Genomic DNA, 12,296 nt, shown 5'->3' with positions numbered 1-12,296 from the left:
CCTCCCTATACGATGCGATGAGCGTACGCCCGAACATCCTCTTCATCACCACCGATCAACAGCGTTGGGACCACACCGGGCTGACCGGCCTAAAGGGGATTACCACCCCCGCACTGGATCGCATCGGCAGCGAAGGCGTTCATTTTACGCGCGCCTATTGTCCCTCACCGCTTTGTACGCCGACGCGAGTGACGCTCCTCACGGGACAATACCCCTCCCTGCACCGCAGCCACACGCTCGGCGTCACGGCTGACCCGTTTCCCGAGCTCACGGTGCCCCAGCGCCTGAAGCAGGTGGGCTACCAGACCGCCCTCGTCGGGAAGTCGCATTTCACTGAAAGAACGAAGGAAGAAGGCCACCTGCTTGCGGCCATCGGAGAGTACTGCTCCACCGAAGCGAATCCTTTCGACGGTCCCTACGTTGGGTTCGATCAGGTTCAGTTGGCGTCCGGGCACAATGCCAACACCGTGCCTGAAATGCATTACAAACGCTACCTGCAACGGCAGGGCGTCACCGAACCGCAATGGTTCCCGAAGTGGATGAACGGAAGTTATGACGGAGAGTATGCCGGCCCGTGGGACATTCCCGAGGAACATCACAATACCGCGTGGGTAGGTAATGAGACCGAACGATGGCTCAAGCAGTACCGGGAGCCCGGCAACCCTTGGTTCCTCTGGATGAGCTTCGAGGACCCGCACGAGCCGATGTACTGCCCGGAGCCGTGGTACAGCAGGGTCGACCGCTCCGAGTTGAAGCCTTTCGAGAGCGATCGGCCGGGCGAGTTCGACGACAAGCCTGTGTTTTACGCCGCCGCCTTGAGGGGGGATTGGTCCGCAGTCGACGACGAGTTCATGACCCCCTGCGTCTTCCCAAGAAGGCGGCTCGACGGGCAGGCCGTCAGCGCCCTGCAGGCGACCGTCGGAATGATCGGGTTTATCGATCATCGGGTTGGGCGCGTCATCCGGCTGCTTGAGGAGACGGGAGAACTCGCGAACACGGTCATCGTTTTCACCTCGGACCACGGTGAGATGCACGGGCACCACGGGTTCTGGGGCAAAGGCCTGACCGCCTACGAGGACTGCCAGAGGGTGCCGCTGATGATCTGGGCGCCGGGCATGAAATGGAGGAAGGGGCATTCGGACGCGATCGCGAATCTCGTCGACCTGCCGCGCCTCTTCCTGCAACTGGCAGGCTTGGGAGTTCCACAAGGAATCCAGGGAATGAACTTGCTCGGCTTCCTCGAAGGAAATTTAGACCGTTATCGCTCGGGAACGCTGATCGAGAGCAATATTACCGCCAACTGCTATCAGACCACTTATGTAAACGACTCTCACAAAGTGGTCATCTACCGCGACGAGGCGAAAGGCGAGGTTTACGACCTGAAGGAGGATCCGGACCAGTACGACAACCTGTGGGACAAGGAACCCGAGCTCCGCGCGGATCTTCTCCTTGAACTGGCCCGTCAGAAGATGAAGGAAGAAGGCGCCGCCCACCCGCGGCGATCCTTTGGATGATGACGCTTTGACCCGTAAGCTCGACCCCACGGGTTGCCTTCAACAAGTGCGATCCGTGATCGTCCGCTGTGCCGTCGGTCGCGCATGATGATGCGGGAACGCACGCAAAGGGCGCACCCTCAATATCGCAACGGCCAGCGACGCCGCTTAAGCGGCCGGATTGCGGTTCGGCGTGCGTGCCGGAGCACGTTCCTTTAACGTAGGGGGTCAAGGTACTGTCATCCCGATGGGAGCGGTAGCGACCCGAGGGATCTCCCACGGCCCGCACCGTGAGTCAGTCGAGATCCCTCCGGTCGCTACCGCTCCCATCGGGATGACAACGGGTCCTGCGCCGGTTCCAACTGAAAGTGAAACTGTTCAACACTGGCCGCCGATAAAGCGGCCGCGCCAATCCGGTCGGCTACGGCTACGTCAACTCGACGAGTTCGTGCATTCGCAGCCGAGGAAGGGTGAAGGTGAGGCGGTCGCCCTCGCGGTTGGCCTGCAGCGTCTCGCCGCGCAGCGGGAGTCGCGCGCTCGTCACGCCATCGAGCTTTACGCTCACACGGACGTCGCGAAGGGTAGGCAGGTCCTCGATCACCATGCACCGACCGCGCGGCGTCGGCACGGCGTAGGTCAGGTGCAGGACGTGTCGGCCGTGGCTTGCCTGCTCGTAGAGGGCCACGCGGCCGGCGCTCATCAGTCCCTCGACCGTCACCGTCGGCGCAAAGCCCAGGAGCTTAAGCGCGGCCGTGGCGAGTTCTCGATGGACGCGGGCGCCGTGCTTAGCGTAGAGCAGCCCGAGCGAGTGCGGCAGCGTCAGCACGTTGCCCTTGCGCACGGCGGCTACATGGGGCGCGTCCTGCAGGACGTAGGGCGTGTTCTGGTGCGAGCAGTATCGGCCGTAGGTGCGGTCGAAGTAGGGCTCGCGGATCGCCGCCAGCACCTGACCGTCGGTCGGCTTGATCCGCGGGGCGGCGGTGTAGTTGAGGAACGGCCCGACGCCCAGGTCGCCCAACGGCCGCAGTGCGTCGCCGGCAAGCGTGTAGTCGACCTGAAAATTCGCATGACCGAGGTACTCGCCGCCGATGTCGAGGGCGAGCTCGTCGGCGCCAGCGAGCAGGCAGCCCTCGCCGAGTACCAACAGCCGTCCGCCCGCGACGGTGAACCGTTGCAGCGCTGCGGCGGTGTCGCGCGTCAGGCTGCGCGTGCCGGGCAGCACGATCGCATCAAAGCGCGACAGGTCGCGGTCGGGGTAGACGCGCTCGAAGTCGATCTGCGACTCGAGCAGCATGTTGCACAGCCCCTCGTCGTGCAGCGAGCTGCTCGTGCCGTGGACGGACCGGTTGCTCGTCTCCGCATTGAACAGGACGCCGAGGTTCGCCTTGGGCTTCGCGTCGGGCAGCCAGGTCTCGAGCGTCCGGACGTACTCGAACGCCTCGCCGACGTTTCGATAGGTCTGCTCGTCGAGCCTGCCCGAGGGGTGGAGCTGGTCGCCGAAATTGCACATCGCACCGAAGCTGACCATCGAGGCGGCCTCGTAGCGCAGGGCGTCGGGGTGCTTATAGCCGCCGAACTCGCCCCAGGCGGTGTGGAACTTGCCGCTCATCGCGATCGTCTTCTTGCCGTCGCCGGCGAAGAAGCGCGCCCGTGGGGGGAGCTTGTCGTAGCCGCCCCAAACCGTCGGAAGGTCCTCGAGCTCGTAGTGCGTCTGCTGGGCGAGAATGCGCGGCGGTGTGACGACGTGGACCAGCCCGTTGAAGAAGACGCTCGCCCCCGGCCGCCGCTCCGCGATCAAGTCGCGGCAGGCCTTCATGAACGACTCCCACTTGTCGACGCAGTAAGCGGCCGCGTCGTCGACCTTCTCGGCGTCGTAGCCCGCCTCCTTCATGCCGGCGCGGCAGTTGTGACACCAGCACGTCTCGAAATTGCAGATGTCGTACCAGAGCCCGTCGACCTCGTAGGTCTCAAGGATCTCGCGCGTCTGCTCGAGCATCAGCCGGCGGTACTCGCCACTGGGGCAGAGGAAAAACCAACCGCCGGCCGGCTTAAGCTTGTCGGGGGCAGCGTTGAGGTCGTACGCCGCAATGTTGGCCAACAGCGAGCCGTCCTGTTGCCGCACGCACCAGTCCGGGTGGTCGGCCGCATCGTTGCTGCTCCACCCGACCGTGTAGTAAATCGGGCAACGGATGCCCGCGGCGTGGCACGCCTTAATCTGTTCGCCGAGCAGATCGAGGCCGGGCACGAGATTGGGGTGACGCTGGCCGACCTCCGTCGGGTAATAGCTCCACGAGTGATGACACTTGGCAAAAAGGTTAATCGCATCGACGTGGCCGAGCTTGAGCGTGGCGACGAACGCGTCAGGGTCGAATTCGGCACCAACGTCGGCAATGTGCTCGCTCGTGTGGAAGTCGAGGTGAACCTGGCGGTAGCGGCGGTCATCGAGGGGCTCGTAGGTCATATCAGTGGGTCCTAACAGGTTCGGCGGATCTGGCCAGATGGTCGTGAATGGTGACACCTTACGGCGGCGTCAGCGGGGGACGGCGGTGGTTGACTCGAAGGGCTCGCACGCGTCGAGCAACTCGGCAAGCGTGGTGAAGGCGACACACTGCACGGCGTCGGCCCCGCCGTAATACAGCTTGACCGACCCGTCCGGCTCAACGATTGCGCCGCAGACGAAGACCACGCTCGGCGATTGGCCGACGTGCTCGTAGAGCTTCATCGGCGTGAGGATCGGTTGGCGGCACAGGTGGGTGACGACCTCCGGCCGCTCCAGGTCGTGCAGGCAGACGCCGACCTCGTAGACGAGGTGCGCCTTCACCTGCGTGCGCACGCCGTGGAAGATGTTCAGCCACCCGCGGTCGGTGCGGATCGGCGGCGCGCCGCCACCAACCTTGGTCCAGGCCCACGACAGGTCGTCCGTCGCCAAGGCCGCGCGGCTCTGGCCCCAGTGGATCAGGTCGGGGGACCGGCTCACCCACATGTTCCCACCTTCCCAACTCGTCTGCGGGCGGTCGAGGCGAACGTAGTGGCCGCCGATCTTCTCGGGGAACAGCACACCGTTCCGCTGGCCGGGGTCGCTGACGAAGCCCAGCCACTCGAAGTCGTCGTTGTCGAAGCTCGTGGTGCGCAGCAGCGAGATGCGGCAGTCGCCCAGCCGGCTGTGGCAGGCGTGCATGACGTACCACGCCCCCTCGAGCCACGTGATCCGCGGGTCGTAGTAGTTGATGTCGGCATATCGGCGGAACATCGGGTCGTCGATCGGCATCCTGATCGGCTCGGCGCGCGGCGTAAATCGCACGCCGTCATCGCTCTCGGCGATCCAGAACGCCGGCCGTAAGTCGAGCGTCTCGGTGCGGCAGACCATCACGTACTTGTTGCCGACCTTGCAAGCCCCGCTGTTAAAGACGTGGGCGATCCCCGCCGACTTCGGGAAGCTGCGGCCGGTCAGGATCGGATTGCCCTCGAAGCGTCGAACCAAGTCGGCATCGTGATAATCGGGGAAGTAGGGTAGGTCAGTCATTGTGGAGTTCGGTCTGGCATCGGGGCGTGAATCAGGCGGTGCAACAGGATGCCCGCCCCGCAGATGTTGATGCTCGTCGCTTCAGCAGCAGGGCGATCGCCGTCCCGGATAGTGTCGCCATCGGGCAGACAACGGGCAAGACGGAGCCGGCGGATCCAGGCAGATAACTCGTTTAATATATGCATTTCGCGCGTCGGGGTCAATAAATCATCCCCGCCTACCTTGTTTGCCGGGCGCCTGAGCCGGATGACGAAATAGCAAGATAGATTGATTGGCTAAGTCGGTGGGAGCGGTATGGCCGCGGGGGGACAATGCGCGTGGGCTCTTGCTCACGGCGATCGTCAAGAATGTCCCGATACGAGCCAACACAACCGATATTAACCGATTTATTGACTTTTTGAATTGCGGTGTTATGATTGCCTTCACGCGGGAAACTGCTCCCCGCGTGCCCAATGGTTGGACGGGGCGACCCGCCGCTCACGTCTCGAAGTTCGTCGCTCTAAAAAGTGGAGGCTTCCATGTCTCGTTCCGTCCGCCGCCGATCGTCCCGTCCAGGCTTTACGCTCGTAGAACTGCTGGTCGTGATCGGCATCATCGCACTGCTGATCAGCATCTTGCTGCCGTCGTTGAACAAGGCGCGCCAGCAGGCGAACAAGCTGGTCTGCCTGAGCAACATGCGGCAGATCGGCATGGCGGTGCAGATGTACGTCAACGAGAATAAGGGCAAGTTGCCTTATGCCGCGTATCAGAAATCGGCGGCGCAGATTCTCGCGGAGGACGGCGTGACGGTCTCCGGTAACGGGCTTATGGCGTGGGACGACCTGATCTCGCGTCAACTCGGCGTGAGCGGCATGAGCGACGAGGCGAAGTGGTCCGGGTCGATCTCGAACACAAATTACTTCCGCTGGTGGCCGAAGGTGCTGCTGTGCCCGACGGACGACGTCGAACGGCCTGCGTTCGGTCCCAAGCCCCGCAGCTATGCCATTCTCCGTGGTGGCGGGCCGGGGACCACGTCGGCGCTAACAGGCATCGCCGGCGAAAGTTTCCTGCCATCGACCGTGCCCCCTTACTCAGCGAGGATCACCGACGTCCGCGACTCGGCGGCCACGCTGATGCTCGTCGAACTCCAGCACACCGACAACTATGCCGGCGGGGCGAATGGTCGAGTCTACAACCCCGGCTGGATGCTGGTCCGCGACCGTGGTGCGGGCGGTACCATCGCCAATGTCCTCCCGGCTCATGGCTTGGTCAAAGGGCAGATGGGGCAGGAGTTCACTCAGGTGAACGGCACCTACAACTTCGCCTTCGTCGACGGCCACGCCGAGACGATGTCGCTGTGGGACACCTACGACCGCACCCTCTACCCCACCGCCGGGTCGATGCCGGCGTACGGCGCGGTGGGGCGGATGTGGTCGCGGGCCCGTGACTAAGTTCCTGCCTCAGAATTGGGTGCTGGTCAACGACAGCGACGGCGCTGGCCGTAAAGGCTTCGCGTTCGTCGCTCCGGGAATGGGCCGCGGTTCCCTAGACCCCCGCGCAGTGCCCGGCCTTGCTGTTCGAGCACTAGCCGCTGCTTTACTCGAACGTTGTTCCGCAAACTACTCGACGAATAGCCCGTCGGCGTTGACGAGGACGACCCCGTCGCTGCTCACATCTGCGACGCCGGAAACCACGAGCTTCGCCAGCGGTTTGACGCCGTCGATGGCGGCCAGTGACGCTTTTAACGGCCGACCGTCGGCGTCGACCACCTGCACCGTCACGCTGTTCTTCGACAGCACGTCGGCCGGTTCGCAGCAGGCGTCCCACGGGGTGCGGCAACCGTCCGACGGGTTCTTGTCGCACGTCGCGATGCCCGCGTCGAGCAGCGTCACGATCGCCCGATTCTCCGCGATCGGATCAACACGGCCAGCGACGACGCCGCGAATCACGACGCGGTCACCGTCTTTCACAGACGCCTTGGCCGCCGTGATGTCCGTCGCGCCGGCCGGCGCGGAGGTCAATCGCAGGTTCGACGGCAACGCTGCCGCTTCGGTGGCCCCGGCCGATGGCAATGGCGTACCGGTGTTGGAATTGGTGGACGGGGCATCGTCGCACCCGGCGAACAGAGCGGCGGTGAGAACGAGGGTCGCGGCAAGTGAACGATTCTTCATGGTCATCTCCTAAAATACTAACGGATTCGTCAATTTCTCTGTAAAACGGGATCAGGACTTCAAGGCGTCCGTGATCGGCAACCGTAGGCACCGCACCGCCGGCGGCACGGCCCCCAGCAATCCCACAGCGAGCCCGGCGGCGACGCCGAGCAGCACGACGCTGCCGTCGATCGCTAGGCCGAACGCGCCCATGGAAAACTGCACGGTAACGCCGTCAAGCAGCGTGATCCCGATCAGCAGGGCCAGGACCGTGCCGGCCATCGCCGCCAGGACCGATTCCTGAACGAGGCTTTTGACGATCGTCCGCCGGCTGAAGCCCATCGCCTGCAGCGCGCCGACCTCGCGTACCCGCGACGCGAAGGCCGCGTACATCGTGTTCAGCCCGCCCAGCAGCCCACCACTGGCGATGAGCACCGCAGTCGCCCAGACCATCGCGCGCACGGGCGCGAAGAACCCGGCCAGCTTCGCGTAATAGGTTTGCTCGCGCTGCGCCACTAGTTCGAGGTCCAGCCGTTGTTTTGCGAAGGCATCGGCGTCGTCAAAGCCATCCTCGCCGTCGATCGTCGCCACCACGCAAGATAAGTTGTCGCGCCGGGCGGCGATCTGCAGGTCGGTCAGCGGGCACCAGATCTCCGATTCGGTGACGGAGCCGGGAAACTCGAAGATGCCGACCACGGTCCAGAATCGGTCGTCAAACCAAAGCTGGCTGCCGATCGTCAGCTCGTCCGGCCGCATGCCAAGTCGGCGGTACGCTAAGCGGCCGACGACGATCTCGTCGCGGCCTGCCTCGGGCGCCCGCCCCTCTGCGACGCGCGAGCCGGAATGGACGAGCCATGCGGTTGGCGTCACCCCGCGAACCAGGACCTGGCGGTTCGTCTCATCGTCCGGCGTGCGCTGGACCGTCGTCTGCATGTGCACCTCCGGCGAGACGTACGGCACGCCGAGCCGTGTTCGGATGCCCGGCACGTTCGCAGCGACGAGGCTCGGGACGGCCGGGCTGATCTCGCTGCGCTCCACGCTTTCTTCACTACCGGCGCCGAACAGCATGACGTTACCCTGCCCACCGCGGAGGGTCAGGCTGCGGTCCATCCCGCGCACGAAGCCACCGGCGGCAAGCACGAGCAGCACGACGAGCGTGCTGCCCACAAGGCTCAGCAGCAGCCGCGTCGGTGAGCGGCCGAGGTTGCGAATGGCGTAGTCGAGCGGGATGCCCATCGTCCTGCGTCCTTTCTACACCGCGCGAAAACAATCGACGATTTGCCGCCGCGACGCCTGCCACGCCGGGACGAGCCCCGCGACAATGCCGAGCAGGGCGGAGATGCCAAGCCCGGTCAAGATGATCCACGGGTCGGATCGCACGCTGATGCTGAGGCCCTCGGTCGTCAGGCTCATCGTCCGCCAAGCCAGCGCGCCGGCGGCCAGACCCGTACCGAGCAGGCCGCCGAGCACGCCCACCAACAAGCCTTCGGTCACGACGAGCTGGCCGATCATCGCGGGCTTGTAACCAAGCGTCTGCAACACCGCGTGTTCCTTCACCCGATCCTGCACGCTCAGCACGATCGCGTTGGCGACCAGCGCCAGTACCGCCAGCAGGCAGGCCCAGCCGAGGTAGTTCGTGAACTCCACGACGCGGATGATGTCCTGCGCCGCCCGGGCCACGAACGCCTGTTCGCTGGACGTGCTCGTCGGGTCCGTATCGGACGCGAACTCGGCGTCGATCGCCTTGGCGACCTCCTCGAACCGGGCGGGGTCATCGACGGTTACGTTAAACTGCGTGACGAGCCCGAGCTTCCGAAGACCGGCCGACTGCTGCAGGAACGGCAAGTGAACGTAGGCGACGTTGTGGTCCTGCTCGCGGTCGGAGTCGATGATGCCGGCGACCGTCACGGTCACGCTGGCGGCCTGAAAGTTGTCGCCCACCTTCAGGCCGCGGCGCTGGGCCAGCGTCTTGCCAAGCAGGGCGGCATCACTGCGCGCCAGCCACGCGTCCAGCGAGCCCTCCTCGATCCGCAGGGACTTGCGGAACACGCCCTCCGCCTGCTCGGCCGGCACGCCGCGGAACGTGACGACGTCCAGGCTCGCGCGGCAATTGCTGACGAGGATCTGGATCGGCACCACGCCCGTCACCCCCGAGATTGCCGCGATCCGCTGTTCGTAGTGTTGCGGCAGGCGGCTGGTGAACGGGCAGTAGCGGTTCTGCCGGTAGACGACCAGCGTCGTCTCCTTCGACGACTCGGTCGTCGCCTCGCGGACGCCGCTCTGCATCGCCTGAACCGCCGAGAACAGGAACATCGACGTCGCCACGCCCAGCAGCGTCAGCGCGGTGCGCACGCGGCGGCGCGTCAGCTGTTTGAGCACGAGCGGTAGAAATCTGGCTGAGATCATCTCGACACTTTCGGTTTAATGGGCCATCGCCGGTTGCTCGACCAGGCGACCCTTCTCCAAATGGAGGACCTGCCTCGCGTACGCCGCCGACTTCGGGTCGTGCGTGACCATGACCAGCGTCTTGCCCAGGTCCTGGTTCAACCGCACGAGCAGGTCCATGATCTGCGATGCCGATGCCTTATCGAGATCGCCCGTCGGTTCGTCGGCGACGATGATCGTCGGATCGCCAACGATCGCGCGGGCGATCGCGACCCGCTGTTCCTGCCCGCCTGAGAGTTGGCGCGGGAAGTGATCGTGTCGGTCGGTCAGGCTGACCAGATCGAGCGCCGTCGTCACCCGTTCGTGTCGCGCCTTGCGCGACAACGGATGAAGCAACAGCGGCAGCTCGACGTTCTCGTAGGCCGTCAGCACCGGCACCAGATTGTAGAGCTGGAAGACGTACCCAACGTTCGTTGCCCGCCAGGTGGCAAGCTTGGAACGGCTCATCCGTCCGATCTCGGTCCCGCCGATCACCAGCGTGCCGGAGGTGGGCGAGTCGATGCCGGCGATCAGGTTCAGCAGCGTCGTCTTGCCGCTGCCGCTCGGGCCCATCAGGGCCAGGAATGTTCCGCACTCGATGTCGAGGTCCAATCCGTCCAGCGGACGGATGACGTTCTCGCCACGGCGGTACTCGCGCGTCAGTCCTCTGCATTCGATAAAGGCCATGGCTAGTGCCCATCCTTTCCGTGGGAACGACCATCGTCGACCGCCGTAGCAGATGCCTCGCCGACGATCCGGATGCGGGCGCCGTCCGCGACCGCGTTCGGCTCGGCGATGAGATCCGCGCCGGCAGCAATTCCGGCGCTCACCGCGACCCATCCGGCTTCGGTGGCGGATGCCAGCGTCACGGGGCGGCGGATCGCGAGGTTGCGGTCCCGGTCGGCGATTAACACTGACGCTGATTGGCCGTCGCGCTTAATGAGATGGTCTGGAACGAACGGCAGGTGCGATCCACCCGTCGCACCGGGCGCCCCGGCAATCGCTGTTGCGGTCGTTGGTGCCGGACGCGTGGTTGCAAGGAACTTCACGCGGGCGAGCATTTCGGGCTTTAGGGCGTCCGTGACGTCGACGATCCGCACCTTGAACTGGAGCGTGTTCTTCGTCAGGTCCGCCTCGTTGACCACGCGCGTCACCTCACCGCGCAAGGTGCGGCCGGGCAGCGCCTCGGCCGTTACGTCCGCCTGGGTGCCGACGCCGATCTTGTGCGCGTCGGCCAGTGGGACGTCCACTCTCACCTGGAGTTTCGCGGGCTCGTAGAGGCGCGCGACGTACGACGATTGAGGCGAGTCCATCGCGGCCATCAGCTTGCTGCCCGGTTCCACCAACCGGTTCATGATCACGCCGGCCGACGGTGAACGTACTGCGGTGCGCGACAGGCGGAGCGTTGCCTCAGCAAGGCCCACCTCTGCCTGCGCGACGTCGGCCTTGGCCGCCTGCAGCGAGCGCGCCTCCTCGATTCGCAATTTGGCGTTCTCTTCGGCGGCCGCGACCTCTGCTTCCTTCTGGCGGATCAAGGCTTCAAGCACCGGGCGACGGGCCTCGGTCGCCTTCACCACGGCCTGCTGCGCCTCGAGCTTGAAGCGCAACGACACCAGTTCCTGCTCGGCCGACGCACGCAGCGGCACGAGCTGCTCGAGCCGGGCGGCGAGGTCGGCCATCTCCGCGGCCCGCGCACGTTCGGCTGCGACGTCGGCATCGATCTTGGACAACTCCGCCCGCGACTCCTCCAATGCCGCCTTCGATGCGGCGACCGCCCGCTCGCGTTCGACGGGGTTATCCCACTGCACCTGCGCCGCTTGCAGCTCGGCCCGCTTCGAAGCCAGCTCCGCCTCCGCCCGCTGGGCCGCGAGCTTCGCGTCGTCGTCGATCAGCTGGACAATGACATCGCCAGCCGCCACGCGATCTCCTTCGAGCACCAGCACGTCGCGCACGATGCCGTCAGTTAAGGCGGGCACCGCCACCGCATAGGGGTCGGGCTCGACCCATCCCGCCGCCTGCGCAATGACGCCACTGCCCGCGCTGTTCGCCTTTGCGTCTGTGCCTGCTGCCGGTGGCAGGCTTGCTTCGCTGACCGGCTTGAGGACAACGGGGATCACCCGAACGTCGGTCGCCGGCAACACCGCGTCGCGCGCGGACCAACCGGTGGCCGCCAGGACGGCCAGCGCGATTATCGCAGGCAGGGCGATGCGCGTCTTCCACGGGTACGGCCGCATCGGGACTGCGGCAGGCGCAGAACCGTTGGGGTGGCTGAGCGACCGCATGGCGGTCGCAGTGTCATCGGGAACCATGATGGGGGCCTGGGCTCTGAAGAACTTCAATGAACGCTCAAACCGTCACCCATTCATCGGGCGGCAGTTATCCACGTGATCAGTTCCCTAAGCTCGTGGCGGGGGCACGGAAGGCAGTAGCGATGGGCACGCGTGCTGGTCGAGGCGCCTTACATGAGCACGTTCGTCAGTTGACGCATCCGGAATGGTCAAGAGGGTGACGGCCAAAACCAAGCTGGAAGAGGCCGACTTACAGCATACGCACGCGAGGCAACCATCGTCGCATGCGGTCGAACTATCCTGCGGCCCGGAGTCGCGGGCAGCAGCTGCATCGCAACAGTCTTCCATCGCCTCCTGTGGCTGCGATGTCTGTTGCTGGCACGCTAGCGACGGATTCTGCGACTGTTGCATTACGTGAATGCTCGTCAGCATCACTGCC

General features: G+C 65.0%; 9 protein-coding genes. 2 read left to right on the top strand and 7 right to left on the bottom strand.

Going from position 1 to position 12,296, the window contains the following annotated elements; translation table 11 throughout:
* Positions 1–17 precede the first annotated feature (17 nt).
* Positions 18–1,514 carry a sulfatase-like hydrolase/transferase gene (locus VGN72_22210; GenBank protein ID HEV7302067.1) on the top strand — a complete coding sequence of 499 codons (1,497 nt, stop codon included), beginning with the start codon at positions 18–20 and terminating at the stop codon, positions 1,512–1,514.
* Positions 1,515–1,920: 406 nt separating this feature from the next.
* Here VGN72_22210 and VGN72_22205 read toward each other — a convergent pair whose 3' ends face one another.
* Together VGN72_22205 and VGN72_22200 are read right to left on the bottom strand one after the other, a co-directional pair.
* A complete protein-coding gene (locus VGN72_22205; protein ID HEV7302066.1) occupies positions 1,921–3,954 on the bottom strand; it encodes an alpha-amylase family protein in 2,034 nt (677 codons plus the stop codon).
* 69 nt (positions 3,955–4,023) lie between these two features.
* Positions 4,024–5,016, bottom strand: a complete 993-nt coding sequence (locus tag VGN72_22200; GenBank protein HEV7302065.1) for a glycoside hydrolase family 130 protein — start codon at positions 5,014–5,016, stop codon at positions 4,024–4,026.
* A 518-nt stretch (positions 5,017–5,534) separates the two neighbouring features.
* On the opposite strand from VGN72_22200, the gene VGN72_22195 reads away from it, so the two are divergent.
* Entirely contained in the window at positions 5,535–6,446 is a 912-nt protein-coding gene (locus VGN72_22195) for a prepilin-type N-terminal cleavage/methylation domain-containing protein (GenBank protein ID HEV7302064.1), read from the top strand.
* Between the two features lie 168 nt (positions 6,447–6,614).
* Here the strand turns inward: VGN72_22195 and VGN72_22190 are convergent, their stop codons facing one another.
* Genes VGN72_22190 through VGN72_22170 form a run of 5 tightly spaced genes read right to left on the bottom strand, consistent with a single transcriptional unit; the run spans position 6,615 to position 11,878 of the window.
* On the bottom strand, positions 6,615–7,166 hold the full coding sequence (locus VGN72_22190) for a hypothetical protein (protein HEV7302063.1): 552 nt from the start codon (positions 7,164–7,166) through the stop codon (positions 6,615–6,617).
* Between the two features lie 51 nt (positions 7,167–7,217).
* Positions 7,218–8,381: an ABC transporter permease gene (locus VGN72_22185; protein ID HEV7302062.1), complete on the bottom strand. Its 1,164-nt coding sequence runs from the start codon at positions 8,379–8,381 to the stop codon at positions 7,218–7,220.
* Positions 8,382–8,396: 15 nt separating this feature from the next.
* A complete protein-coding gene (locus VGN72_22180) occupies positions 8,397–9,551 on the bottom strand; it encodes an ABC transporter permease (protein ID HEV7302061.1) in 1,155 nt (384 codons plus the stop codon).
* A gap of 15 nt (positions 9,552–9,566) precedes the next feature.
* Positions 9,567–10,256: an ABC transporter ATP-binding protein gene (locus tag VGN72_22175; protein ID HEV7302060.1), complete on the bottom strand. Its 690-nt coding sequence runs from the start codon at positions 10,254–10,256 to the stop codon at positions 9,567–9,569.
* 2 nt (positions 10,257–10,258) lie between these two features.
* On the bottom strand, positions 10,259–11,878 hold the full coding sequence (locus tag VGN72_22170) for an HlyD family efflux transporter periplasmic adaptor subunit (protein HEV7302059.1): 1,620 nt from the start codon (positions 11,876–11,878) through the stop codon (positions 10,259–10,261).
* Between the last annotated feature and the right edge of the window lie 418 nt (positions 11,879–12,296).

The organism is Tepidisphaeraceae bacterium (assembly GCA_035998445.1).
In the GTDB taxonomy this organism is placed as follows: domain Bacteria; phylum Planctomycetota; class Phycisphaerae; order Tepidisphaerales; family Tepidisphaeraceae; genus DASYHQ01.
This window is presented reverse-complemented; position numbering and strand designations above follow the sequence as displayed.

Bases quoted from the DNA above. Each gene is read 5' to 3' on its own strand.
- VGN72_22210 (HEV7302067.1), top strand. From the start codon at position 18: ATGAGCGTACGCCCGAACATCCTCTTCATCACCACCGATCAACAGCGT.
- VGN72_22205 (HEV7302066.1), bottom strand. From the start codon at position 3,954: ATGACCTACGAGCCCCTCGATGACCGCCGCTACCGCCAGGTTCACCTC.
- VGN72_22200 (HEV7302065.1), bottom strand. From the start codon at position 5,016: ATGACTGACCTACCCTACTTCCCCGATTATCACGATGCCGACTTGGTT.
- VGN72_22195 (HEV7302064.1), top strand. From the start codon at position 5,535: ATGTCTCGTTCCGTCCGCCGCCGATCGTCCCGTCCAGGCTTTACGCTC.
- VGN72_22190 (HEV7302063.1), bottom strand. From the start codon at position 7,166: ATGAAGAATCGTTCACTTGCCGCGACCCTCGTTCTCACCGCCGCTCTG.
- VGN72_22185 (HEV7302062.1), bottom strand. From the start codon at position 8,381: ATGGGCATCCCGCTCGACTACGCCATTCGCAACCTCGGCCGCTCACCG.
- VGN72_22180 (HEV7302061.1), bottom strand. From the start codon at position 9,551: ATGATCTCAGCCAGATTTCTACCGCTCGTGCTCAAACAGCTGACGCGC.
- VGN72_22175 (HEV7302060.1), bottom strand. From the start codon at position 10,256: ATGGCCTTTATCGAATGCAGAGGACTGACGCGCGAGTACCGCCGTGGC.
- VGN72_22170 (HEV7302059.1), bottom strand. From the start codon at position 11,878: ATGGTTCCCGATGACACTGCGACCGCCATGCGGTCGCTCAGCCACCCC.